Origin of the sequence: Burkholderia sp. MSh2 (assembly GCF_000731655.1) — a bacterium.
GTDB classification, from domain to species: Bacteria; Pseudomonadota; Gammaproteobacteria; order Burkholderiales; family Burkholderiaceae; genus Burkholderia; species Burkholderia paludis.
The window spans coordinates 26692-52443 of record NZ_JPGM01000060.1 but is presented as its reverse complement, the minus strand read 5'-3'; the positions used below and the strand labels follow the sequence as shown (position 1 = coordinate 52443).

Genomic DNA, 25752 nt, shown 5'->3' with positions numbered 1-25752 from the left:
TCAATGTCCGAGTTGCGACGACTACCCGTCCGAGGTGCATGCGCGGGTACCGGATTAACTCGCTAAAGAGGCGACTTGCTGGTCTGTATCTGCCATCGAATCCCGGCGCCGATGCACCTTGCAACAGTCAACTTCGTCTTGTCCATGAAATTTCCTCGTCCCTATCACCTCTTTGTCGTAGACGACGATTTCAGTCAGAGAGCCAGGCTTTGTGCGTATCTTGAAAAATACGGATTGTTAATAACGCAAATGAAGACCGGAGAGGAAATGCTGCTTCGGATTCATCGGGTACGTCCGGATTTGATCGTGCTGAACGCGGTCTTGCCAAATATGTCGGGACTTTGTGCTTGTCGCGAGTTGCGTGCGGACGGTGACCGCATTCCCATAATCTTGCTGAACGACCACGGTGACGACATTGAGCGCGTGCTTGCGCTGGAAACGGGAGCCGATGACTGTTTGAGCGAACCCTATACATCCCGCGAGTTGCTCGCGCGGGTGCGGGCAGTCTTGCGCCGCGCATCGTCGGCGCCGGGCGGGTTATGGGATTCCAATGTTCCGATACAAATCGGAGACTACGAATTCAATGTGGCAAGACGAAGCCTGATACGAGGGAAAGATGTAAGAATTCTAAAGACCGTCGAATTCTCGATGCTTGCCGAGCTAACGGTAAATGCCGGGATTTCGGTGTCGCGCGAACGGTTGAGGGCCGTTTCGCACGGTCGTGATCAAGCGATTTCGTTACGTGCCGTGGACGCCACCGTTGTTCGGTTGCGTAAATTGCTCGAACCCAATCCTGGCGCGCCCCGCTATATTCAGACCGTACGCGGGCACGGCTATGTGTTCATAAAGAATGAGCAGAAAGGCTGGCATGAGCGATCGACATAAATGTCCATTGGTGTGTCAGCTCGCCGTACTCGTGATAGGTGCTGCAGCGGTACTGCTTTGCGCACTGGCCATCGATATCGATTCCGATGCTTTGTTCGATGGCTGGTTGGCGTACTCTATTTTATTCCACGATTAGCCTTCGACCTTGCCGCCGCACTAATGTCGGTGCGACGCTGCTGCAAAGGAATGACGGCGAGCGTAGTCGAACCGAGTGTGAACTGAGAATGCCGGGAGCGTGTAACTGGCCATCGGGTCACGACCGTCATCAACACGCGGCTTTAATGAAGCAGGCGGGTCGAAGATTATCGACCGCGAGTCCGCACGCAGACGAACCTTCTCTGACGCAGGCGAATCCGTCAAGGGCGCAGCGCGTGCGAGCGCAACCGGCGGAATCTCCATGGTTCGAGGGTAGTTGCCGGAGCGACGCGCTCTCGCCGTAGGTTGAACGGTCCGGTGCCTGGGGGCGTTTCGGTCTGAGCGTGTCTGATTGATCCATCTTTTCCGGCTTGGGCGTTGCATGACTGCTTCCTGACATAGTGGAACCGACACATGCGTGTTTACGATGAACATCCGAATATCGTATTTGGTTGGCGGCTTCGATGCCCGATCGGTGGGTTGAGGTGTGGTACCCATCAACGCTTTCTCCGGGATGCCGCGGAGATTCTCTTCGGAAATGCAGGCTGTTCGAATATGTTCTCGCGAGCTTCCAGGCGAAGACCCTTTAAGGGCCCGGGCAACTCCCGGGTCCGGGGTCCCGGCTTCCGGTGGACTTTGTACAAATGCACCGACGTTGAAAGCTGTCGCGATCCGGACGAATGATCTCGCTCCAATACATGTGATGGCGCTTCCCCGTTAAAAAGAGGAATCGACCGTTTATGCACCAGTTCGACCTCGACTAAGTACAAGAGGTGACGTCGTGTGACGGATATATCCCTCTTGTGACGTAGCGTATCAGGCGTTTGTGGCGTGGTTGGTATGTCGCGATGCAAGGTTGGCGCTCTCGGTTACCGCGCTGCGATCCCGATCCCGATCCCGATCCGGTATTCGGGAGGATGGTCCACGTCACGAATATGGCTGATCAGGATCAAGCTCGACCCACGGGTATCTGCGAATTTTGCTTTCAAAAATTTTGGCAGGTTTTGAATTGCAATTTTTCAATCAATTTACAACAGGACATTCCTGCATATGAGTATCAGAATCGTGAACTTCATGACTAGATTTGCAGTGGTAGGTACGGTTTCAGTTGCATTTACCCTTGCCGGGTGCACGTTACTGGAGCCTGCAAAGCCGACGGTTTTTCCGGAAAGTGTGCCGGATATTGAGGTTTCCATCGACTGTGGCGAGTGCGAGGTCCGACCGGCGGTCCCGGAATCGCTACGAAACGGCTACATTGCCGCAGCCGAAAAGGCTGGCGTAAAGATCGATCCTAATATGCATGCGAATATTATGATCAAGGCGTACAAGGAGCGCAGCGTTGCGATGCGATCCGCGACTCTCATCGTTTCCATCATTCTGCCCCCTGTCGCAATGGTGTTGAAGGACGAAATAAAAGCCGATGTGGTGATAAACGGCAAGGTTGCGCAGGTGGAGTATAACTATCGGATACCGTTTTTGGGGGTTGAGTCCGTCGCCCGGAAGGTGGGCGAGCTGAGCTTTTACGAAGCTGTGAAGCATATCAATAATCCGAAATCAGCCGATCAGAAGGATTCTCTGAATCAGGGTTTTTACGTCAACCCGGCGGTGAACCTCGCGTCGATATTGTCGCAATCCAATCAGACCCGACCGATGGCGGTCGGAAGCTGATTGGCTTTCCACCCTTCTCCCGGAGGCATCAGCCAAGCTGATGTCATCCGAAGAGGGCAGGAGGGGCAGGGCAAGAAAGCACGTTACCGACGAATCCAGGCGTGAAGCCGCGCGGCGGTGAAATGAGCCTGGTGCGACGGTCATGCAGATCGGGTGAGGCCTGGATATTGGCGATAATGCATCGTGTCTCAGGCCGGTCGGGCCGGGGCCGAATTGCTGAACCGCGAATGATTTCACGGTCGCGCCGCCGCCACGGGCACTCTTCTGACGCTGGCGGACGTTCTACAACGAGCGACTCGCAACGCGCGAATCGCAACCCGCTTCCGGCCGCGGCCCATCGGGCCTGGCCGGATTCCGACAATGTCGGTGCGAGACTCGCTGCCCGATCGGTCACGGAACGTCGCTGAAGATCAGCCGGTCATTCTCGCGGTGCGCCTGGAGAGGCGCCGGATCCAGCGCTCAAAGTCGTCCACGTACGTGTAGCCGACGGGAATCACGACCAAACTCAGAAACGTCGATGCAAGCAAGCCACCGATGACGACAATCGCCATCGGCTGACGAAAGCTGGGCTCCGCACCGAGTCCAAGCGCATTTGGCAACATGCCGGCTCCCATCGCAATGGTCGTCATCAGGATCGGACGCGCGCGCTTGTGGCACGCGTCGACGAGCGCTTGCAGCCGGCTCATTCCACGCTCGCGTCGTGCGATCACGACGTACTCGACCAGCAGTATCGAGTTTTTCGTGACGATACCCATCAGCATCAGCAGTCCTATTAGCGCCGGCATGGAAAAACTCATGCGCGTGACGAGCAGCGAAAGCAGTGCGCCACCGACCGATAGCGGCAATGCACAAAGAATGGTGACCGGCTGCAGGAAATCGTGAAACAGGAGAACCAGCACCGCGTATACGCAGAAGATACCGATCGCCATGGCGACACCGAAGCTGCCGAACAACTCGTCCATGTGCTCGACCTCGCCTTGCTGCACCTGATGGATCGTGGGCGGCAGATACTTGAGCGCTGGCAATCGCTGTGCTTCCTGGCTGACTTCGCCGAGTGTGCGTCCATTGAGTTCCACTGAAAGCGTGACATTGCGATCACGGTCAATTCGGTCGATCTGCGATGGGCCGCTTCCGATCGAGAGCGAGCCGACGGAGTTCAACGTCACACTGCCGTGGGTGCCTGCCACGCGCAGTTGGCCGATTGCATCCAGATCCTGCCGTAGCAAGGGGTCGACGCGCACGCGTAGCGGGATCTGCCGTTCGGGCAAGTTCAGCTTCGGCAGCGACGTGGAGTAGTCGCCATAGGTACCGATGCGCATGGCGTCAGCCGCCGCCTCGGCCGTCACGCCGAGTGCGGCAGCGCGTGCCGGGTCGATCCTGAATTGCACTTCGGGACGCTGCAGCGCGGCACTGGATGAGACGTTGCCGATTCCCTGCAGCGTGCGCAACTGCTTTTCCAATGCAGTGGCCGCCGCCTCCAGCGCAGCGGGATCGCTGCCGGCCAATGTGATCTGCAGCTTCTCGCCATTGCCGCCGTTGTTTGCGGAGACGCGTACGCCAGGCAATTCGCGCAGCTTCGCGCGAATGATCTCTTCCACCTCGAATTGCTTGAGGCTTCGCTCCTTTCGAGGCACTAGATCGACGATGAGCGTTGAACTCCGTGCGTCCACGGCGCTGCTTGTCCCGGCGGCAGGATTGCTTGCATCGGTCGAGCGACCGACCGATCCGAATACACCGGCTACTTCCGGCAACTGACCGATCAATCTGCCTGCCTGGAAGACGATGTCGCGGCTTTGCTCCAACGTGGCGCCCGGCTCCAGTTCCAGCTTTATCTGCGTCTGCGATTTGTCCTGGAACGGGATGAACCCGGTTTTTAACGCCGGAATCAGCGCGAACGACAGCACCAGGAATATGCCGACGGCGATTGCTGTCCGACGACGCTTGTCCAGACATGTTCGGACCCAGCCCAGATAACGCGTCATCATCGATCCGTCGGGCCCTTCGTGCATTGCCGCCTTCATCACGTAGGCGGCCATCATGGGCGTGAGCAGCCGCGCCACCAGTAGTGACATCACCACGGCCACGGAGGCCGTTACCCCGAACTGCCTGAAGACCAATCCGGGAATGCCTGTCATGAACGCCGTCGGCAGAAAGACGGAGACGAGACTGAGTGTCGTCGCAATGACTGCGAGTCCGATTTCATCCGCGGCTTCCATCGCGGCCTGAAAGGGTGGCTTGCCCATGCGCAGATGACGCTCGATGTTCTCGATTTCGACGATCGCGTCGTCGACCAGGATCCCGATCACGAGCGAGAGTGCGAGCAGCGTCACGGTATTCAACGTGTATCCGGCCAGATACATGAAGCCGAAAGTGGGGATGATCGAGAGCGGCAGCGCCGCCGCGGACACGAGCGTCGCACGACCATCGCGCAAGAACCACCAAACCACCACGATCGCGAGAAGCGCCCCCTCGACCAGCATGCTCATCGAGCCTTTGTAGTTGTCCTCGATGGGGGTGACGGTGTTGCTCGCCTCGTCGATCCGTATTTGCGGATTCCTGGCTTGGAATTCGGCGATGGCTCGACGTACGTCGTGTACCACCGTGACGTCGGAATATCCTTTCGCACGCGTGATCTGCACGCCAATGACAGGCTTGCCGTTGATGTAGGCATAGGTCGTGCGGTCGGCGGCACCATCGCCGACACGCGCGATTTGATCGAGGCGCACGCGACGCCCGTCGCCGGCGGCGATGGTCAGCGCGGCCACGTCCTGTACCGTCCCGATGCCGGCGAGCGTGCGTGCTGCTTGCCGTTGACCGCCGATATCCCCTTGGCCGCCCGAGCGCTCGCGTTGCATCGCCTTGAGCTGATCAGAAACGGTTTCTGCCGTCAGGCCGAGACCCGACATCACCGACGGATTCAGATCGATATGCACCTCTCGATCAATGCCGCCGATGCGTTCCACCTTGGACACGCCTTTGACTGAAAGCAGCACTTTGGACAGGTCGTTGTCGACGAGCCACGAAAGGTCCTGTTCATCCAGCTTCGTCGAGTGCGCTGCGTAGGTGAGCAGTGAAGCCCCTGCGTTGTCGACCTTTGAAACGGTCGGCGCCGCCATTTCGCCCGGCAGGTCTGCGCGTGCGCTGTCTACGGCGTTACGCACTTCGCTCAGTGCGGCTTGCGGATCCTTTTCCAGTTTGAACGTGACGCTGATGCTCACCGCGCCATCGGTGATCTCGGTCGTGATGTGATCGAGCTTCGAAATCGACGTAAGCTTGTCCTCGATCTTGCGTGCTACCTCATTTTCCAGCTGCGACGGCGCCGCACCTTCAAGTGACGCGGAGATGGTGACGGTCGGGAGATCCATCTCCGGAAAGTCCTGCAGTTGCAGGCGTTGAAAGCCAACGAGTCCGAACAGGGTGAGCAGGATAAAGCAAAGTATCGCGGGAACCGGATTGCGAATCGACCAGGAGGAGATATTCACGACGCGCGCCCCCGTTCGGTGTCGGTTGCAGTGGGCCTGGATGGTGCGTTGCCGGGTGATTGCCTGTCGGCAATCACCTTCACGACTACGCCGTCGGATAGGAAGCCGCCGCCGCCGTTCACGACGCGCATCCCGGACTCGAGGCCCGAGAGGATCTCGCTGCGTCCGTCGCGGTGGCGGCCAACGACAACGGTACGGCGTGTAACGGTCGTGCTGTCGGAATTGAGCACGTAAATGTCGGTTCGACCATCGCGCGGCACCAGTGCCGCTTCCGGTAGCGTCCACGCGTTCGTCATGCCCAATTCGATGTTGCCGCCAGCAAACATGCCGGGCTGCGCATCGTGCCCGCTCAGGGCGACGTAGACAATGGCACGGCCGGTGCTGGTCGACACGGTCGGGGAGACCAGTCGGACGTTCCCGTTGACGGTTTTGCCGCCAGGTAGGGTCACGTGTGCTGACTGACCCGCGCGAATACGCGCGAGTTGCCGAGGATCGACTTCCGCCTGCCACTCGACTCGTCCGCCACGAATGAGTCGAAACAGTTCCGTGCCCACGCTGACAACGTTGCCGAGTAATGCGGAGCGTGACGAAATGGTCCCGTCGTCCACCGCGACGATTCGCGTTTGCGACAGTGTGATCCGCGCATTCTGCAGCTCGGCTTGCGCCGAGGCCAGCGCGGCGCGGTCGACGGCCGCCGTGACGCTGTACTCGTCAAGTTTCTGGCGCGACAGGGCGCCGCTGTCCGCGACCAGCCTCGAGCGCTTCACGTCCGCTTCGGCTTGATCCAGGTTGGCACGTGCCTGGGCGACCGCGGCCGTCTGCTTGCGCAAGTTGGCCGTTGCGGTGTCGTCGGCGAGCCGTGCAAGCAACTGGCCGCGCTTCACTGTGCTCCCCACATCGGCGTGCAACTCGGTAATGCGCAAGCTGCCCGTCTCGGCGCCGACGATTGCCTCCTGCCAGGCCGCGGTATTGCCATTGGCTTCGATGGTGTCGGGCCATTGCAGGTACTGCGGCATGACGACGCTCACGGACAGCGCGGCCGGAGGCGAACCGGGTTTGTCGGCGGCTTTGAGGCCGGGTCTGATGACCCAGAAGACGCCGATTCCGACGAAGAGGATGGCCGTCCATGCGGACGTGCGTCGACTCAGCTTCACTGTGTTGTTCCTTGGGAGGTGGCGGGTGTGGCGGGGGCCGTCGATACAGCGACATCGGTGTCTTGCCAGCCGCCGCCCAGGGCCTTGTAGAGTGAAATCCAGCTGCGTACGCGATCTCGCCGAAGCTCGATATACGCGATCTCTGTGCTCGTCAGCGAGCGACGCGCTTGTTCCAGCGTCAGCAACGTGTCGAAGCCCGCACGCCAATTGATTTCGACCGCGTCCGTGTAGCGGCGATATTTTTCCGCTGCGCGGCGTGCGTCGTCGGTCCGGCGCGCCGCACCATCGAGGTCGGTGAGTGCCACCTCGACCTCCTTGACCGCGCTGCGTACTGCACTGCGGTATGAGGCGATCTGCTCGTCATACGCTGCGAGTGCCGAATCCACGGCGGCCTTGCGTTTTCCAGCATCGAAGATCGGCGCGGACAAACTCGGTCCGAACGACCATGTTGAAAGCGGACTGGTGAGATTGGTGGCCGAGAGCCCGATCGACCCGGACAGGGACAGGCTTGGAAGGCGCTCCGCCCGGGCTTTCCCGATCGATGCGTAAGCCGACGCGAGTGCGCGCTCCGACGAGGCGAGATCCGGGCGCTGCCTGATCAGGTCGGCCGGTGTCGTTTGCACACTGAAAGCTTCGGGACGAGGCAGATCGGGCGCTCCCGATCGGTCGACGATTGCGCGCAGCGTTTGCTCGTCGGCACCGGTCAGCTCGACCAGAGACTTGATCAATTCTTCACATGTCACTTTCTGTTGAGTAGCGGTCGCGCGTGCGCTCGCGGTGCTGGCTTGAGCGAGATCGCCGTCCGACGCGGGCGTCATGCCGGCTGCGACGAACTTGAGCGTCGCTACTTCCGTTGCGGCATAAGATTCGACCGATTTGTCATAGGCGCTGGCAAGCTGGCGACATGCGCGGTATTGCACATAGTCGTCGGCGACTTCGGCTGCCAGCGACACGCGAGCGTCGTGCCAATCGTCGATGCGGGCTTGCAACTGGGCGCGCGATGCTTCGCGGGCTGAACGCACCTTGCCAAACAAGTCGAGTTCCCACTCGGCATCGAGCGAGCCGCTTCGCGTGGTTGCCAGGCTTGTTTGGGCGATGCTGCCTGTCGCGAAAGAGGACTTCGCGCGCGTCAGCGTGCCGCTGCCGGTCAAGGAGGGCGAGGCTGCGGAATCGCTGGACGCGAGAGTGGCGCGTGCGTCCGCGATACGGGCTACGGCCTTTGCGATCGTCGGGCTATCTTCCTCTGCGATGCTGATCAATTCCGCAACTGCCGGATCGTTGAAACGGCGCCACCAGTCGACAAGATGCTCGACACTGCCATCGTGTGGCAATTCCGCGTGCCAATTGGTGGCCGAGATGGCATGTGGCGCTTGATATGGCGGTTGCAGCGAGCAGGCGCATAGCGCGAGGACGTACCCAATTCCGGCCGGCCATGCCATTCGCTGCCATTGTTGCCTCATCATTTTCAACGCATGCTCCATGGCTCAACCCGAGTCGAAGGCTGCCATTGTCCCGAGCGGACGATCCAGTGCGGTATGGGTAAGTTAAGTTGCGTAAAATTCGATGCGAGGGACTTTCTCGTCCCGCACAGGCGCGCCATACTGATCCCATGATCAATCCCGACCAATCTTCCATGACCGCGGTGCTACTGGTCGATGACGACGCCGAACTGACCGGTATGCTGGTGCAGTACCTTGCTCATGAGGGTTTTGCGGCTGAAGTTGCGCACGATGGGGAGGCGGGTGTGGCTGGCGCGCTCTCAGGGCGGTTCGCCATTGTCGTTCTCGACGTGATGATGCCGCGCCTGACCGGTATCGAGGCGCTTCGGCGCATTCGCTCGGCGAGCAAAGTGCCGGTCCTCATGCTGACGGCCCGAGGCGATGACATTGACCGCATCGCAGGGCTCAATCTCGGCGCGGACGACTATGTTCCCAAACCTTGCACGCCCGGCGAACTCGTTGCCCGTCTACGGGCGATTCTGCGTCGCGTATCCAGTACGGATGCATCCGGTATCGGTAGCCCGATCCACACTGGCCAACTTGTCCTGTGGCCTTCCAGCAGGCGCGCTACCTGGCAAGGAGCAACGCTCGACTTGACCGGGACGGAGTTTAGCCTGCTCGAGATCCTGGCGCGTCATGCCGGGCGGCTCGTCAGCAAGGAGGACATCTCGCTGCAGGCGTTTGATCGGCCGTTGGCACGTTTTGACCGTCGCATCGATGTCCATGTCAGCAGCATCCGCCAGAAACTGGGGCAACGCGCTGACGGGCAGCCGTGGATTGTGAGCGTACGCGGGATGGGCTATCAGCTTCTCACTGACTAAATGATGCAAATGCCCCTCGGACGCCTGTTTTGGCGAGCGTTTCGCTTGCTGTGGCTTGCCATGGTGGCAGCATTCGGATGCGCGGGCGCCTATCTTTCCGCGACAGGACACAATCCCCCGCCGTCGGGCGCGATGCCTTGGATTTTACTCATCCCTGGAATTTCGGGAGCCGTGGTAGCACTGCCATTGGCTTTCATGATGGCGTGGCATTTGTCAAAACCGTTGCGCCACCTCAGTTCGGCGCTGCGCGACGCGGCGCGGGAGCGATTCGAAGTTCGTGTTTCCCCCGCGCTTGGTGCCCGACGCGATGAGTTCTCGGACCTCGCGCGAGAGTTCGACGACATGGCCGCACGTCTTCAGCAGGCCGCGGTACAGCAACGCCAACTCTTTCACGATGTATCGCACGAACTGAGATCGCCGCTGGCGCGCATTCAAGCCGCGATCGGACTGATGCAGCAAGACCCTCATTCGGCCGAGGCAATGGCCGGGCGCATTACGCGGGAAACCGAACGGCTGGACCAGTTGATTGAAGAACTCCTGACTTTGCACAAGCTGGAAGTGGGAGCGATGAATCCTGTCCGCGAGCGCGTGGATGTCGTGGAATTGCTGGCCGATATTGTGCAGGATGCCGCGTTCGAGGCACAGGGGCGTGGTTGTGCCGTGACATTGGACGCATCGGACGGCTTTGTGGCAGATGTCGTTGGGGAGCCGCTCTATCGCGCATTTGAGAACGTCGTCCGCAATGCCGTCAAATACACCGCACCCGGTACGGTCATCGAGGTGTGCGCGCGCAAGCTCAAGCCATCTCAATCTACCCATGATGGCGCGGAATGGCTCGAGGTTACCGTATGTGACAGAGGGCCGGGTGTACCGGTGGAGTTGTGCGAAGAGATTTTTGAGCCTTTTCGGCGTCTTGAGCCGTACCAGCGCGACGAGGCCACCGCGGTGCCCGGGACGGGGTTGGGGCTGGCCATTGCCCGGCGCGCACTGATTTTGCACGGCGGCGACATTCGCGCCATGCCCCGCGACGGGGGCGGCCTCGCCGTAACCATTTCCCTGCCGAGCAAGAGATGATCGTGCGCTGCACTTTTATTTGAGTATCGAACGCCGTGGGTGCTGTTCGCTGATAACTCCGGAATGGTTTTGTCTATTTAAATATATCGTATTAATTTTAATTTCTGACGATGGATGCATCGTCTCCATCTCGTTTTGGAATTCGACTTTTCGGGGCGTCATGGAGTTTTCACATCGGACGTTACGAAATCGGTTCGAACAGCCGGTTCATGCTCGGTAGTCTATTCGAGTCTGGCCGGACCAACCAGGCATAAACAGGACGGAAATGACTCGGAGCTCACGTATCAAGCGCAAGCCCCTTACGAAGGCGCAACTGTTGCCGTTGAGTAACGCGAATGTCAGGACATTGTCGCTGGAGGCGCATGTTGCGCTCGCAGCCGTTCGCAGCGGACAAGGTGGAGCAATTCAGGTTGGACATCTTGCAAGAACAGTCTACGTAACATTTTTTCTTTTGGACTCGACGGCCGAAGGCATGGACGTCGAACTGTTTCAGCGAGCCGAGAGCGTCGTTGACCAATGTATCGAACGCGCATCGAGCCTCGGAAAATGGTTCGTGCCGGAGGAAGATCTTGCGTTGTTTGAGCGATTGTTGAAACTGTATGACGCGCAACTGGAGGCGGTGCCGGCGTACCGGTTCTCCGAGGCGATCGGACAGTTCCAGCGAGCGATGATCGATAGCCTCCGGCGCCCATTTGATTCGGCGGAGCGGGCGAGGCTTGAATTCACGATAAGCGAACTTCGGGCCCAGATGAAATAGTTTGATCGCCTGGTGCGGCGCGAGCAGGTCTGGAGTCGCGCGCCGTCGAATCATTCGCATGCGTTGCGCTTCCGACTACGGGTCGTCTCGCCTGTCCGGGCGGCGTTCCGCTCTATTGCACCGCGCACGATCACGGACATGCAGGCGCTGCTGGATGGCATCGCGCCCGTGCGACGTCCCAGATACGCTCGATCCCCAGGAGGGGGTGTGCGGAATCGGCGTCATCCTCAGTGCCGAACGGACGAGCAGCATGCCCTCTCGATCGCGGTACCTTCGGTGCGGTTCGAACGGTGGAGGGTCGTCATCCCCTTCGATACATTCACGCAATGAATGCCTCACATTGAAACAATCAAGTTGAACCAGGAACATGCCCGGCCCATGATTGCTACTACCAAGGCATAAGTGGCCCGCGCCACCAGATACTGGAGACGGTATTCAAGACTACGCATACACACACCGACCATGTCGGAGCATCTGCTGCTTTCGCCCACGGGAATCACGGAGCAGGCAATCGAGGCTGCCGAGGCCGGGGCGGAGATACGCCATCTGCATGCACGTGATTTCCGTGCTCGTTGCAGGCCGCCACCAAATGTCTCTCCTTGCGGCAGGTGCCGTGTTTGGCGGAAACGTTCGGGTTGACCTCGAAGAGGGCCTGTTGCTCGATCTGGCCGACGCTTCCGAACGCGGGAACGATGACGGCTGGAACCTTGCAGCGCCGCAGGTCAAAGCCGACCGTTCTTATGGATCCCGGCGTCACGCATCGCACATTTTCGAGATTATTGATAACGCCTTTCTCTGAAGGGCGGTAGTAATTGGGGGCATGGCGAGCGACGCGAAGCAGAAATTTACCGCATTCCTGCAACCGTGCCGGAGCGTAATTTCGAAAGCACTAGCGCGCTATCCCGACCGTCTTTTTTAAATGGATGACGAGTTATGATGAAGCTGATCATTGCTGTAAAGAGAAAGCCTGGTTTCACGCGAGAACAATTTATCGAGTATCTCAGTGAGACGCATGCGGCCATTGTTCGGGGTTGCCCGGCAAGTCATCGATATGTTAGAAAATATGTACAGAGTTATACGCTACAGATCGGAATTGACGGGAAGCCGATGGAGCCATCGCTCCAGGAGTACGATGCCGTATCCGAGCTGTGGTTCGATTCCATTGAAGATGTGAAGTCGTTTTTTTCGGATCCGGAATATTTGGCCTCGGTTCATCCGGATGAGGCGCGCTTCTCGGATAGGGATAAATGCGTCTTCTTTATCACCGAGGAGCGTCAAATAATCTGAGGAACCCCGCTCCGGGTAGCTCGGAAGTGCCGCGAGCGTGTTCGCATGCATTTAAACGAGCCGGCTTCCGCGATGCCCGGTACGAAATCGATTAATTTGATATGGAGTTCTTAATATAATTCTGGATTGCGGTGCCGAAAAATGTTTCAAGGAGCGCTGACATGAGCGACAGTGCCGGGCCATGGCTCGTGATCGTCGCTGCGATAGGCGGGTTCGACATGCCGTCGGTATCGTCGGACATATCGCGTCGCCAGAGTGTCATGCGCGACCGACTGCCGTCGTCGGACGAGACGGTCAATCCGACAATCAGCGTGCTCGAACGCCCGACGCCCGACACGGTGATGATTTCGTGGTGCGACGCATGCACCGGTCGCTACGGGTATCAAAAATGGCGGCTGCTCACGACACGCAAGCGCGGCGTCTGCGCCCTGTCGAGACAAGCGATCGCGGTCGGCGACCGCGTCTACGTTCCTCAACTAAGGGGATCCCGCCCGGGCAACTCAGCAGCAATGATACTGGCGTGCTATCTCGACAGGGCTCGGGTGCCCGCGGCACCTTGAGGTCAAGCGACGGGAACTGCTGTTCACGTTCGTTCCAGCGCTCGACTGGCAGGAACTCGCTTCAACGCGTGCGCTTGCTCGATGGCAACGCGTGAGCGACCGATGTGATCTGTTCTCTGAACCACGAAAGCGCCGAATCATGTTGCTGGTATTTGTGCCACTGGATGGTCTCCGTCAGCTTGGGCAGCGGTACCGGGCATGGCAAAACCCTCAACCCATACGACGGTGCGATAGCGCGAGCGAGTCGCGTGTGAAGCGTCGCAATCCTGTTGGTTCCCACCAGCAGCCGCGGAACGAGCGTAAAACTGGGCGCGATCACCTCCCGCCTGCGTTGCATGCCGCGCTCCAGCAGAACCGTCTCGTCGATTGTATGTAACCTGTTGATCCCCCATTGAACAGCGACATGTCCGAGCGACAGGTACTGTTCCTTGGTCAGTTTACCGGTGACTTCATCGTTTCCTTCCCAGATCAGGCAAGAGAAGGTGTCCTCAAAGAGTTTCTCGGAAGGATGGCCTGCCGCGTTGAAGAAGTCCGGGACGACCAACATCTCGACGTCTCCATTCTCGAGCTTTTCGCGCGAGTTCTCGGTGAGTACCGACAGTTCGATCAGCATGCCTGGCGCAGACTCCCACACCGTGCGTACCACGTCGGCCAGCAGGATCTCGATGACGTAATCGGACGCCTCGATTCTGATCCGTTTCGTTGACGTCGAGGGATCGAAGGTCGGTCTTACGGTCGTGATTGCCTGAATCCTGAGGAGTACGTCTCTCACCGGCTCGACGAGTGTCTCGGCGAGCGGCGTCAGCACCATCGACCTGCCCACATGCACCAGAAGTTCGTCGGAGAAAAACTCGCGCAGACGAGCCAGGCCGTTGCTGGTCGCCGGTTGGCTCAGGAACACGCGCTGGGCGGCCCGCACGACGCTCTTTTCTACAAGCAACGCGTCCAGCAGCACAAGTTGGTTCAGGTCTAACTTGTTGAATCGCATGGCGCTATCCCCTTCGATGCATTCACGCGATGAATGTATCACATTGAGACAATCAAGTTGAGTTGAGGGAGTGTCCGGCTCATGATTGTCACCACCAAGACATAAGTGGCTCATGCCACCAGATACTGGAGACGGCATTCATGATTGCGAATACCCCCACCTGATCTCGGCGTCACTCGCCATCCCCTCCGTGTTGCTCTCGAAAAATGGCACGCGTTTCCACGCAGGCCATGGGGCACGTTCGTCTTCAAATTTAGGTCAATGCCATGACTATTATTGGAATCAAATCGCTCGTTTACGGCGTCGAAGACGTCGCGGAATGCACGCGGTTCTTCGAGGATTTTGGACTTCCGCTTGCGATGATCAATGCCGAGCAGTCGATTTTCGATCTCGCGGATGGATCGAGCGTGATTGTTCGGAACCTGGAAGACAAACGTCTTCCGAAGAGTGCTCTTGCAGGTCCAGGCGTGCGCGAAGTCGTATGGGGCGTCGACAACGCCGCGTCTCTCGAGACGTTGGTTGCGAGCCTTGCGGTTGATCGGGAGGTGGTCGTCGACCAGCAAGGAGACGCGCACTTTCTTTCGGATTGTGGATTGCCGATGGCACTGTCGGTTTTCCACAAGCGATCCGTGGCAAACGCTCCGGACCGTCTGAACGCACCGGGCGTCGTCAATCGGCTCAACACCCATCGTAAATGGCGCAAGCGCGCCCATCCCAAGACGATCAACCATGTCGTCTTCGCCGTGAAAGACTTCAAGAAGTCGTTCGCATTCTTCCGTGACAGGCTGAACTTTCGTCTGACGGACTACCAGCGCGGTTTCGGCATCTATTCCCGCGCGGCCGGAAGCAACAATCATCACAACCTCTTTCTGCTGGACGCAGCGCTACCGTTTCCCGGGCTCGATGGTCAGCCGAGATTTCACCACGCGAACTACGGCGTCGAAGACATAGACGAGATCATGACCGGCGCGAACTACATGGAGCGCAAGGGATGGCCGAAATCCTATCTCGGGCTCGGGCGGCACCGTATCGATTCCGCACTGTTCTTCTACCTGCCCTGCCCGACGGGAGGTGAAGCCGAGTACGGAGCGGACGGCGACTATATCGACGACGCGTGGGTGCCTCGTGAGTGGACTGTTCCTCTCTTCGGTTACGCACACTTTGTTCATAACCTCCCGGAATGGCTGCGCGATGCCCCGGAGTGGGAGTTCAAGTATCTGAACGCGCGCGGCGAACTGCCCGAATAAACCTGCAGGAGCGAATGGAGAGGTGACGACAGTTCGCCTCCCGGAGGAGATCGATTGTGGAAGATGTCAAGAAAGTCCTGATTGTAGGCGGCGGTATCGCTGGACTCACCGCGGCGGTGGCGCTCAAGCGCCGGAACATCGAGGCATTGGTGGTTGAGAAGAACCCGGACTGGTCCGTGTACGGTGTCGGAATCATTCAACCGTCGAACATGCTTCGTGCATTGCGCAGCATTGGCCTCGGTGACAAATGCCTTGCCGCGGGGCGCGGCTTCAACGGGTGGCGATTTTGTGATCCGGATGGCTGCGTGCTCGCCGAGGCGGCAGAGTTCAACATCGCCGGGCCCGGCTATCCCGCCGCAAACGGAATCACCCGCCCCGCGCTCCACAAGATCCTGACCGAAGCCGTGCTTGAACAAGGCACGGAAGTTCGTCTCGGCGTCACCGTTCAGACTTTGCGTGACGATGGAGAGGGCGTCGAAGTGCTGTTCACCGATGGGACGCTTGATCGCTTTGATCTCGTGATCGGCGCGGACGGTGCCTATTCGAAGATGCGCGCGATGCTCTTTGGTGACGCGATTCAGCCGAAGTACACCGGTCAGGGCGTATGGCGATACAACTTTCCGCGTCCCGAGGGTTTCGACTGGGGCTCGATGTACTTTGGTCGAAAAAGTAAAGCCGGTCTCGTGCCGCTCACCGAGTCGACGATGTATCTCTTCCTGGTGACAGCCGAAGAGGGCAACCCCCGCATGCCTTCCAGCGAACTCGGCGCGTTGCTGCGCGAACGTATGCAGGAATACGGCGGCCTGCTTGCGGACCTGCGTGAGCTCGTCACCGATTCCTCTGCCGTTGTGTACAGGCCGATGGAAGTCGTGATGTTGCCCCGGCCGTGGCACCGGGGCCGGGTTCTCCTCATCGGGGACGCGGCTCACTCGGGCACACCTCATCTCGCCGAGGGCGCCGCCATGGCAATCGAGGATTCGATCGTGCTGGCCGAGATGCTCGAGGGCATGACGGACATCGACGCAACACTGAATGCCTTCTGGGCGCGGCGTGCGCCACGTGCGCAACTTGTGTACGACACCGGCATCCAGCTTGGCGAATGGGAACAAGCCGAATGGAAAGGCCAGCCGGTCGGCGGAGCGGCGCACGAAGCTTTTACCCATGCATACAAGGTTCTCAGCGAACCGGTCTAACCGAACGAGGTAACGATGAACAAAGTCATTGTCAGCTGTGCAGTGACGGGCGCGATACACACCCCGACCATGTCGAAGCATCTGCCGCTTTCGCCCACTGAAATTGCGGAACAGGCAATCGAGGCTGCCGAAGCCGGGGCGGCGATACTCCATCTGCATGCACGTGACCCGAAAGACGGTAGACCAACCGCCGATCCCGCCGTCTTTCAGCAGTTCGTGCCGCAGATTGCCCGGTCGACAAATGCGGTGATCAATATCACGACGGGTGGCAGTACGAGCATGTCGCTGGCTGACCGGCTGGCCTACCCGCTCGTCGCAAAGCCTGAAATGTGTTCACTGAACATGGGCTCGATGAATTTCTCGATCCATCCGGCAGCGAGAAAGATCAAGGATTGGCGCTTCGACTGGGAGAAGCCCTACGTGGAGGGCACCGAGGACATCATCTTTCGCAATACGTTCAGGGATATCCGAAGAATCATCGAACAGCTCGGAGCGTGTGGAACGCGATTCGAACTCGAATGCTACGACGTCGGTCACCTCTATAACCTCGCGCACTTTGTCAACGAGGGGTTGATCAGGCCGCCGTTCTTCATCCAGTCGATCTTCGGCATTCTGGGTGGCATGGGCCCGGATCCCGAGAATCTGAGCGTGATGCGTTCGACCGCCGATCGATTGTTCGGCAGGGAGAACTACCGCTTTTCCGTGCTCGGCGCAGGTCGCCACCAAATGCCCCTCCTTACGGCAGGTGCCGTGTTTGGCGGAAACGTTCGGGTCGGCCTCGAAGACAGCCTGTATCTCGAACGCGGAAAACTGGCGACGTCCAACGCGGAGCAAGTACGCAAGATCAGAAGAATCCTCGAGGAGCTTTCGCTGGAAGTGGCGACGCCTGATGAAGCGAGAGAAATGCTGCATCTGAAAGGTGCCGCGCAGACGTCGTTCTGATCTGAACTTGGCGCCAGCGCACGGCAACGCTTGGCGTCACCATTCTTCCCGACTTTGTAGAGACAGACATGCTTGAATATTTCCCGACCAACTACGTGTGGAACCTTGCCACGAACCTCGCCCTGATGATGGGCGGCAACACCGGTGAAATCGACGTCATTTGCCGCAAGTTGATCGACGCGTCCAAACGCGGGGACGACGACGGTACGGAAGCGTTCTTCGACGCGTGGTGCGCGCAGGCGGACACGCTGGTGGAACTGGCCAATGAAGATATCGAGAAGGGGCGGTCGCTGAGCGCCGGAAAGAAATTCGGCCGGGCCGCGATCTACTATCTCACCGCCGAGCGCGCACAGAATCGAGAATATGCGCCGCGACGCGTGGCCTATTCAAAGATGCTGGAGTCCTTCGACAAGTTCACGAAGCTCAATCAGGAGAATTGCGAGCGCGTCGAGATCCCGTACCGCGGCAAGGTGCTCGCCGGTTTGCTCGTCAAGGCCGACCGGCCCGACGGCACGCCGTCGCCGTGCATCGCGCATTTCAACGGGCTCGACAGCACAAAGGAGATGATCTACGGCGCGGGTATCGCCCAGGCGCTTGCCCGCCGGGGCATCTCGACACTGATGGTAGATCAGCCAGGCGTCGGGGAAGCGCTTCGCCTCCACGACTTGCATGCGATCGTCGAGAGCGAGGAATGGGCCGGGGCGGTTGTCGACTTCCTTCAAACGCGCGAAGAAATCGACGCCAGCATGATCGGCGTGTGCGCCTGGTCGTTGGGCGGCTATTACGCTCCGCGAGCCGCCGCCTTCGAAAAGCGCTTCAAGCTTTGCGTCGCCTGGGGCGCCAACTTCAACTGGGGTGAGTTGCAGCGCCGTCGCCTCGCGCGGGAGGGGGACAAGCCGGTACCCCACTACTGGGAACATGTTCAGTGGGTATGGGGCAAGACATCGCTGGACGAATTTATGGCGTTCGCCCCGAGCGTGACCCTCGAACACGTCATCGACAAGATCACCGTACCGTTCCTCGTCACCCACGGAGCCAACGATCGCCAGATCCCGCTCGAGTACGCACATGCACAGTATGAAGGGGCGGTGAACAGTCCGAAGCGCGAGCTGAAGTTCTTCACCGAGAGGGAGGGCGGCATTGAACACGTCAGTGCCGATAACGTCGAAAACGCTCGCGACTATATCGCGGACTGGATCAGCCAGACATTTCGCGAACTCGGTGCGACTGGAGTACGTACATGAGTCAGCGAATCATCGATCTTTCGATCTACCTCGAAAATGACGTGGTGTCGGACCCGCCGATCTATCGGCCCAGGATCCACTACATCGACCACAAGATGTCGGTTCCCGACCTCACCGGCTTTTTCCCGGGGTTGGTGCAGGAGGATTTGCCGGATGGCGAAGCATGGGCAATCGAGCGGATTGAACTGATTACGCACAACGGCACACACCTCGATGCGCCTTACCACTTCGCTACTACCATGGACGAAGGAGAGCGTGCGCTCACGATTGACGAAGTGCCATTGGAATGGTGCTTTCAGCCGGGCGTGAAGCTGGACTTCCGGCACTTCGAGGATGGTTATGTCGTGCAGCCCGAGGATGTGAAAAATGAGCTGGCACGCATCGGCCATACGTTGAGGCCGTTGGAAATCGTCCTCGTCAATACCTCGGCAGGCAAACGTTATGGCGAAGACGACTACGTGAGCGCGGGATGCGGGATGGGCGCCGACGCAACGCTGTACCTGCTGGAACAGGGTGTCAAAGTCACCGGTACAGACGGGTGGAGCTGGGATGCGCCGTTCGTGCACACGAAGGAGAAATACGCCGCGACGGGCGATGCTTCCCTGATCTGGGAGGGGCATAAGGCGAGCCGGCTCAAGGGCTATTGTCACCTCGAGAAGCTCCATAACCTTGAGGTGCTTCCGCCGAGTGGCTTCAAGGTCGCCTGTTTCCCCTTCAAGATACGGGGCGGCTCCGCCGGCTGGACTCGCGCCGTGGCGATCATGGAAGAGTGAACCGGAATCGTCTTTATAACTGCATTCCGGATTATTGAATTCGGAATGTGGTTGCAGTAAAAAATATCGAATCTTTCCGAATCAAGTGGCGGGGAATCTGTTTCCCCTGGCTTCAGGCCAATTGCCACTTGAGTATCGGGCGCGAATAAATATATTGGAGACTTTGATGATCAACAGTAAACTTGAAGCGACAGTTGTCGTTTTGCTCGCGACCGCCTGTACGGGTGCCATTGCAACGGAGAATGGACAGCAAAGCTATCCCCTCGGTGTAAACACGGTTCTGGACGGTATCTTGCCGTATCCAGGGACTACGCAGTTTTATAACTACACCGTGTTCTATACCGCGAACCGGTTTGCAGGTTCGAATGGCGGGAGTTCGATTCCCGGCTTTAAAAGCAACGTATTTATTGATAGCCCACGGGTGCTGCACACCTGGAGTCCGATGTTGGGCCCGTTCACCATGACGTCCGGAATCGTGGTTCCGGTGGTGCATGCGAACGTAAGTGTATTTGGATCGAGCGATTCCCGATGGGGCCTGGGTGATGTCGTCGTGCATGCGATGACGCTCGGATATGCGGACCCTGCGCACTATTTCTTTTCGGCGTTTGCCTTCGATTTTGCACTTCCTTCCGGGAAGTTTTCTCCGAACCATGTTGCCAATACGGGCATAAACTCGTACGCGTTCATGCCGAACATCAGTGTGACCTATTTTCCGTTCGAGAAAGTCGAGGTATCGGCGACTGCCGGTTACGAGATCAATTCCCCGGACCGTGACACAGGCTACCACTCGGGGAACGTTGCTTTCCTTGACTGGGTAGCAGGCTACGCCGTGACGTCGAAGCTGCAACTCGGCGTGCAGGGGTATGCGCTGAAACAGACGACGGACGACACTCTAAACGGCGCTGCATACGAGGGTGGATTTCGCGGAAGAGTTTATGCAATCGGGCCGCAGGTCAGATTCGACTTCGCCCAGTATTCAGGCATCGTTTTCAAATGGCAGCATGAATTCGGTGCCCGGAACCGCCCTCAGGGGGACAGAATATGGCTGGAGTTGACTTTCCCGATCGATGGCAAGGTCGCGCAGTCCAGAGGAGCAAGTCAATCCGATTCACGGTGAGGGCGACGACACGTACGTTGCTTATTCAAAGCGACCGGCCGGGATCGAGCGGGGCCGCTTCCGGTCGTACAGCTCGATGTAGTTGCCGATGGTGCGCCGGGTGTGGCCGACCGTCTCGTCGTCGGCTTCGCCGGCGTTCTAGCCGGACGCCGACAGCTTTGCCGGGAGGGCTTCGATTGGCGAGAACCATCCTCCCGTTATTTGCAGAACCCCGTACATTGCCCCAAGAGGCAATGCGCCTTTCAGGAGCGCGAGGGAAATCCAGTCATACGTTGTGATCGTCGTGGCGACCTGCATATGATGTACCGGACCCGTGAACAATAGTAATTTCAAGACCACACATATATTCATCGTCGAATGTGCGCCGATGGCAAGCTCGAGGCGTTGATCGCGCAGGCACAAAGCGGACAACCCAAGCGAGGTCGCCAGCATCAGCGCCTTTATTTTCAGATCATATTGTGCATGGAAGGCGGCAAACAGGACGGCGACGAGTGTCGCGGCCAGCGCCGGCATGCGTACATGCTGGCCGATGGTCTGGGTCAGCCAGCCGCGGAAAAACAGTTCTTCCGCGAACGCCAGGAACGGAATGGCGATGATCGCAACAACTGCCGCAAAGATCGCGCTGGCGGCAGGCCGTTCAAAGTGATCGAGGGGAATCGTCCAGGCGCCATATCGCATCGAAATGTACAGCGACATGGCAGCGATACCGAGCAGGTTGGCAGGCAGGTACAACGCCGCGCCAACGAAGCATCTACGAACGCTGAACGTCAGATCGGTGGAAACCAGCGAGAGAAAAGGGCGTTTCAGGATGATTTTGCACGCCAGCCAGAGCCCGAAGATGCATACGAGGGGATTTGCCGCTCCGCTCACGACGGTGGTGCCGACGTCCGCGAGATGAACATGTTTCAGATAGATCGACCAGCCCGTAAAGGTCAACATGAGCGATGTGCCCAGAACGCTCAGAAGCACGACCAGCAGGATGGTCAGAACAGCGGCCTGCCAGCCGCGTCGCCCCGTTTTTGCGAGATCGATAAAAGCACGCGAAGAAGAATCAAGCTCGAGTCTCATGGATACTGTTCACTTGAAACAACGTTTGTTTCAGGCAGTGCACCTGCGAAGCCCGGTACTTGCCTGAAACGGACGTTCGAAGCGTTCAACGCGGGAGCCATCCGGGCGGGATCGAACCTTCGTCCGAAGGCGCCCGTGGAAACAGGCAGCGCGAGCGGAGCTGCAACACATGGACGCGCGCAGGGTGCCTGCGTGCTACGCGCGACTCAGGTGCAGCATCGTTTTAAGCTGGCCTACATCCGTTCCGCGGAGATTGCGCAGCCTTGGATTGTCCCAGCGGGCGAGCGCCGGGACGTTTTCATCGTCGACGAGCCCGATTTCCCTCAGGACGGCAACCGCACTTGCGTAAAGCGCCGACAGATCGCCATCGGCAATCTTGATGGCGATCCCCAAACCGAGGCTCTTGACTCCAATGACGTAAGTACCGTCTACGCCCACCTTGCCGACACAGTCCCCGCCGGTCGCTCGCGCAATCGCCAGATCGCAGCGGCCGGTCCCGGAAACCATTTCCGGGTGCGCTGCCATCGCCGCGAAGATCTCGGACAGGATGGCGTCTTCCTTTGCGCCCCGTCCCGATGCACCGGATGCGAGACGGGCCCACATCGTCGCAAGCCGTGACAGCGGCATGCCGATGTTGGGTGCGCTGCATCCATCCGTGCCGAACCAAAGCTCCGACGCCCGCAGCCCCGAAAGCTGCTCGATTTCCCGAACGATCCCTTGCTGCAAAGGGTGAGTGTCCGCAACGTAGTCCGTGTGGGTGTGACGATGCAGGCAGCAATACCCGAGGAATCCCGCATGTTTCCCGGAACAGTTGTTGTGTCGTTGATCGAAGCGGCTTCCGGCAGGGGGCAGGTTGTCTTCGCCGTACTGAATCGGCATATGCACCCCGCAGCGTAGATCCTGCTCCGACAAGCCGATCTTCGAGAGCATCGAGTCGACCGCGGCAACGTGGAAATCCTCGCCTGAATGACTGCCGCACAATAGCGCCACTTCCGGGTCGGAAAAGCCGAAGTGGGCCGGCCCCTGATCCCGCACGAACGGAATTGCCTGAAAAGGCTTGATCGTGGAACGAGAGAATGCATAGGCATGGGGATCGCCACACCAGGCAAGCAACGCGCCTTGGGCGTCCGTCACTGCGACCGACCCCCAGTGACTGCGCTCGACATGGCCATTGCGCATGGCCGTCGCTAAAAGAATGTGATTTGACATGATGATGTGTTCGTCGTGCATCGCCGTGAAGATGCCATCGGTCGCTCAACCTGCCCCGGACGCCGATACGTGCCGATTGTCGATGATCCAGGCGGCAATGTCGAACGGCCTTTCGCAGCCGAATGCCGATGGGTGTGGCTGTCTGTCGCCGACCCTCGACGGTCGCCGGCCATTCTCGTCAGGGCAGCCTTTGGCCGGGCGTTGACATCGCCGCTGCCCCCGGGCCCCGCATGGGGGCCCATGACGCGGCGCCGTCATCGGCCGTTGCGCCTGAAGGTGAACGCGGTGCCGCCGCAGCATTTGCCGTCTTGCAGGTAGACGTCGAAGGTCTTGTCGACGACGGCGTAGCTGACCGTCACGACGTCCACGCCGTCGTTCGGCAGATAGGTGCCCGACATCGCAGGCACGAAATCGATTGCGTCGCGGGCGAGCAGGTAGAGATGCTCGTCATGGACGGTGGTGGCGGGCGACAGCATCTTCAGATCGTCTTCCACGACGCTGTCGTGGGGCTGGTTGATCTCGTACTGCATGCCCGAATCACGGTAGGGAATCGACAGCAGCACCTTGCCGTCGACGCTCAGGCGCACGGCGAGCGAGGCGTCTACCGTGACCGTCATGCTGTTGAGCCGGTGCAGGTCGTCGCGCGTCAGGCTGACGTCCGAGAACTCGCGACGCGCCATTTCGATGGACGACACGTTCGATTTCCAGCGGCCCTTGTCCCGCCACGATTCCCACATGCCGTTGGCGCCCCCCGAGCCGCTGATGCTATCGAGCCGGTAGGTGCCGATCGCCTGCTTGAGAATCTCGCGCTTCGAGCCGATGACGATTTCCGAGGTCTGATGCGCGTCGACGGGCAGTTTCCGGTCGCCGCGGGCCGATGTCCACGTACCGCCGAGCGTGTCGCCGGCCACCTTGCCGACGAAGGTGCCGGTGCGTTTGCCGGTGTCTCCGGTCTCGTCCATCGTAAAGGCGCCGGATGGGTCGATCGTGCCGTTCACGTAGATGTCATTGCGCTTGCCGGCGTAGCGATAGCTTCCCGAAAGCCTGCCGTCGACATTCTTGAGATCCATCGTGAATGCATAGCGATCGCCGAGGCGGCCGGCAAATGTCTTGTGGAAATACTGGGGCGCGGCCAGCGCCGTGGTCGCGGTCATCCAGGACAAAAGCAGGGCGGCGAACCGCAGGGCGTAACGGAACATGGAGCGTCGTCGGTATGGGCGGTGGCCCGATTGTGTCACGCCTTGCCGATCGGTGATGGGTGGCCGCGCGCGGAAATCGCCTGGCTGGGAGGGTTTGCGGGGTAGGGAGCGTTGGCGATTCCGGACCAGGCTTTGCCGGACAGACCGTTTCCGGCCGATTGTCGACGTATGCGTTGAATTTCAGCCGGTTCGAGCATGACGTCGTCACGACCACCCAAAAAAGATCCATCGCAGACCTGCCGACTATCCGGCCGCCCGGTTCCTCGTGAATCGGATGTGTAGCGCAAATGCCCGGTGCCTCAGGTTTTGCGGAAAACTTCGATTCCCGGAAATCTCCCGCAGTAGCTCGTCTATCTCGTCGTCAACGGCCAGACCTTGCTCCAGCCAACCAATCGCCAGATCACACCAGTACGGTAACGGCCATCGTAGCCCTGCCATAACGACTTCACGGCAGAATCGATGTCCGACGAGAATGCCGCCAGGGGGCGTTCAAGCGGCCTGACTATCGAGGGCGAGTTCATCCCGAAGCGTGATTGGTTTTGGTTGAAGAGGTTGCGTACAAGGCGAGCCTGATCGATTCTCGTTGGTTCAGGCAACCAAGTCGACTGACCGATTGAATCCGCCGCCGGCCTCCGACCGTCGGCACTGCCGCTCTGCGCGGCCGGGGCGGCACCCGGAGACAGCGGGCGCCGTCCCGTTGCTGCCGGTCGAGCCGCTGCAGTTCCAGCGATGGGTGTCGAAGCACAATGGTCACTGCGTTGGCGGATCGGTCGGAGCAACGGAGCGCCGGGCGCACCCCGTGACTGACCTGATTCCAGCCCCGCGCCGGGCGCGACTCGAGACGCCAACGGCAAGCGATGGTCAGAGATCCCCGCGGACTTCACCGGTTCCCAGCTCGCTCCGCTGCCGGTTGACTTCCGCCCAAAGCTCGTCGCTGTCGTTCTCGCGCAGCCGGACCATCCAGTCCAGTTGATCGTCGGTCACGCCGAAGTATTCCAGGATTTCCAGGCGAACCGCATCGACGAACTGCGCGTATTCCGGGGACGCCTGGGCCTGCGCGTGCAACGCGTCGTATGCGGCGTCGTCCGCGCCGCTGCCGTGCTCGTCGATGTAGCGCGAGATCCACTGGTCGCGTTCGTAGTCGTAATCGGCCTCGGCGCGCATCGCTTGCGCAGCCGTGTAGAAATCCAGTTGGGCAAACGCGGCGATCGCCGCCGTTGTCGCCTCGTCGAATGTAGTCGTCATTCCATCTCTCATGTTGATCATGGCGCATCATCTCACGGGTCGCACGGGCGGCAGGGCGCTCGTTTGGCTGCATGGCAAGCACCGTGATGAAAGCAATCGGGTGCGGTAGATCGCGGAACACGCTTCGAGCGCCAGACTGGCCGCGGGTCGCGAGTGGCTCATCAGGGCCGGGCAATCGTCTCTGGTGATCGATGGAAGCCAACGG

At 59.4% G+C, this 25752-nt stretch carries 23 protein-coding genes; 15 read left to right on the top strand and 8 right to left on the bottom strand.

What is annotated here, in order from left to right; genetic code table 11:
* Positions 1-144 precede the first annotated feature (144 nt).
* The gene (locus GQ57_RS40545; protein WP_235215152.1) at positions 145-885 is read left to right on the top strand and encodes a response regulator; all 741 of its coding nucleotides are present in this window, start codon (positions 145-147) and stop codon (positions 883-885) included.
* Positions 886-2070: 1185 nt separating this feature from the next.
* On the top strand, positions 2071-2688 hold the full coding sequence (locus tag GQ57_RS43455; protein ID WP_174923292.1) for a hypothetical protein: 618 nt from the start codon (positions 2071-2073) through the stop codon (positions 2686-2688).
* A gap of 410 nt (positions 2689-3098) precedes the next feature.
* On the opposite strand, the gene GQ57_RS30075 is transcribed toward GQ57_RS43455, so the two are convergent.
* Genes GQ57_RS30075 through GQ57_RS30065 form a run of 3 tightly spaced genes read right to left on the bottom strand, consistent with a single transcriptional unit; the run spans position 3099 to position 8805 of the window.
* Positions 3099-6170: an efflux RND transporter permease subunit gene (locus tag GQ57_RS30075; RefSeq protein ID WP_034199768.1), complete on the bottom strand. Its 3072-nt coding sequence runs from the start codon at positions 6168-6170 to the stop codon at positions 3099-3101.
* Positions 6167-7324 (bottom strand): efflux RND transporter periplasmic adaptor subunit, encoded by a 1158-nt coding sequence (locus tag GQ57_RS30070; protein ID WP_052001531.1) that lies wholly within the window; start codon positions 7322-7324, stop codon positions 6167-6169. Before GQ57_RS30070 ends, GQ57_RS30075 begins: the two co-directional genes overlap by 4 nt.
* Positions 7321-8805 carry an efflux transporter outer membrane subunit gene (locus GQ57_RS30065; RefSeq protein WP_425322009.1) on the bottom strand — a complete coding sequence of 495 codons (1485 nt, stop codon included), beginning with the start codon at positions 8803-8805 and terminating at the stop codon, positions 7321-7323. Before GQ57_RS30065 ends, GQ57_RS30070 begins: the two co-directional genes overlap by 4 nt.
* A 152-nt stretch (positions 8806-8957) precedes the next feature.
* On the opposite strand from GQ57_RS30065, the gene GQ57_RS30060 reads away from it, so the two are divergent.
* From GQ57_RS30060 to GQ57_RS40525, 7 genes are all read left to right on the top strand, one after another.
* Positions 8958-9644 carry a response regulator transcription factor gene (locus GQ57_RS30060; protein ID WP_031401671.1) on the top strand — a complete coding sequence of 229 codons (687 nt, stop codon included), beginning with the start codon at positions 8958-8960 and terminating at the stop codon, positions 9642-9644.
* A 3-nt stretch (positions 9645-9647) separates the two neighbouring features.
* Positions 9648-10718, top strand: coding sequence for a HAMP domain-containing sensor histidine kinase (locus GQ57_RS30055; protein ID WP_031401672.1), 1071 nt, complete (start codon positions 9648-9650; stop codon positions 10716-10718).
* Positions 10719-10983: 265 nt separating this feature from the next.
* Positions 10984-11475 (top strand): hypothetical protein, encoded by a 492-nt coding sequence (locus tag GQ57_RS38565; RefSeq protein WP_152601869.1) that lies wholly within the window; start codon positions 10984-10986, stop codon positions 11473-11475.
* Between the two features lie 462 nt (positions 11476-11937).
* On the top strand, positions 11938-12114 hold the full coding sequence (locus tag GQ57_RS44435; protein WP_081896802.1) for a 3-keto-5-aminohexanoate cleavage protein: 177 nt from the start codon (positions 11938-11940) through the stop codon (positions 12112-12114).
* Positions 12115-12130: 16 nt separating this feature from the next.
* Complete coding sequence (locus GQ57_RS44430; RefSeq protein ID WP_160257569.1) at positions 12131-12274, top strand: hypothetical protein; 144 nt, start codon at positions 12131-12133, stop codon at positions 12272-12274.
* Positions 12275-12411: 137 nt separating this feature from the next.
* A complete protein-coding gene (locus GQ57_RS40530; protein WP_160257568.1) occupies positions 12412-12762 on the top strand; it encodes an EthD domain-containing protein in 351 nt (116 codons plus the stop codon).
* 161 nt (positions 12763-12923) lie between these two features.
* Positions 12924-13322, top strand: coding sequence for a DUF3331 domain-containing protein (locus GQ57_RS40525; protein WP_081896800.1), 399 nt, complete (start codon positions 12924-12926; stop codon positions 13320-13322).
* 61 nt (positions 13323-13383) lie between these two features.
* Here the strand turns inward: GQ57_RS40525 and GQ57_RS30030 are convergent, their stop codons facing one another.
* A complete protein-coding gene (locus GQ57_RS30030) occupies positions 13384-14310 on the bottom strand; it encodes a LysR family transcriptional regulator (protein WP_034199764.1) in 927 nt (308 codons plus the stop codon).
* 266 nt (positions 14311-14576) lie between these two features.
* On the opposite strand from GQ57_RS30030, the gene GQ57_RS30025 reads away from it, so the two are divergent.
* The 6 genes from GQ57_RS30025 to GQ57_RS30000 all read left to right on the top strand — a co-directional run bounded on the left by GQ57_RS30025 (position 14577) and on the right by GQ57_RS30000 (position 20826).
* Entirely contained in the window at positions 14577-15557 is a 981-nt protein-coding gene (locus GQ57_RS30025; protein WP_031401676.1) for a VOC family protein, read from the top strand.
* Between the two features lie 56 nt (positions 15558-15613).
* Complete coding sequence (locus GQ57_RS30020; RefSeq protein ID WP_034199763.1) at positions 15614-16750, top strand: FAD-dependent oxidoreductase; 1137 nt, start codon at positions 15614-15616, stop codon at positions 16748-16750.
* Between the two features lie 15 nt (positions 16751-16765).
* Positions 16766-17692, top strand: a complete 927-nt coding sequence (locus GQ57_RS30015; RefSeq protein ID WP_031401678.1) for a 3-keto-5-aminohexanoate cleavage protein — start codon at positions 16766-16768, stop codon at positions 17690-17692.
* A 68-nt stretch (positions 17693-17760) separates the two neighbouring features.
* Complete coding sequence (locus tag GQ57_RS30010; protein WP_034199762.1) at positions 17761-18936, top strand: alpha/beta hydrolase family protein; 1176 nt, start codon at positions 17761-17763, stop codon at positions 18934-18936.
* Positions 18933-19709 carry a cyclase family protein gene (locus GQ57_RS30005; protein ID WP_034199761.1) on the top strand — a complete coding sequence of 259 codons (777 nt, stop codon included), beginning with the start codon at positions 18933-18935 and terminating at the stop codon, positions 19707-19709. The genes GQ57_RS30010 and GQ57_RS30005 overlap by 4 nt, the downstream gene beginning before the upstream one ends.
* Before the next feature lie 166 nt (positions 19710-19875).
* Positions 19876-20826 carry a SphA family protein gene (locus GQ57_RS30000; protein WP_052001533.1) on the top strand — a complete coding sequence of 317 codons (951 nt, stop codon included), beginning with the start codon at positions 19876-19878 and terminating at the stop codon, positions 20824-20826.
* A 138-nt stretch (positions 20827-20964) separates the two neighbouring features.
* On the opposite strand, the gene GQ57_RS29995 is transcribed toward GQ57_RS30000, so the two are convergent.
* From GQ57_RS29995 to GQ57_RS29980, 4 genes are all read right to left on the bottom strand, one after another.
* Complete coding sequence (locus tag GQ57_RS29995) at positions 20965-21894, bottom strand: CPBP family intramembrane glutamic endopeptidase (protein ID WP_034199760.1); 930 nt, start codon at positions 21892-21894, stop codon at positions 20965-20967.
* A gap of 195 nt (positions 21895-22089) precedes the next feature.
* A complete protein-coding gene (locus tag GQ57_RS29990; RefSeq protein ID WP_034199778.1) occupies positions 22090-23103 on the bottom strand; it encodes an asparaginase in 1014 nt (337 codons plus the stop codon).
* 254 nt (positions 23104-23357) lie between these two features.
* Positions 23358-24341, bottom strand: coding sequence for a hypothetical protein (locus tag GQ57_RS29985; protein ID WP_235215151.1), 984 nt, complete (start codon positions 24339-24341; stop codon positions 23358-23360).
* A gap of 822 nt (positions 24342-25163) precedes the next feature.
* Complete coding sequence (locus GQ57_RS29980) at positions 25164-25547, bottom strand: hypothetical protein (protein WP_034199758.1); 384 nt, start codon at positions 25545-25547, stop codon at positions 25164-25166.
* Positions 25548-25752: the final 205 nt, after the last annotated feature.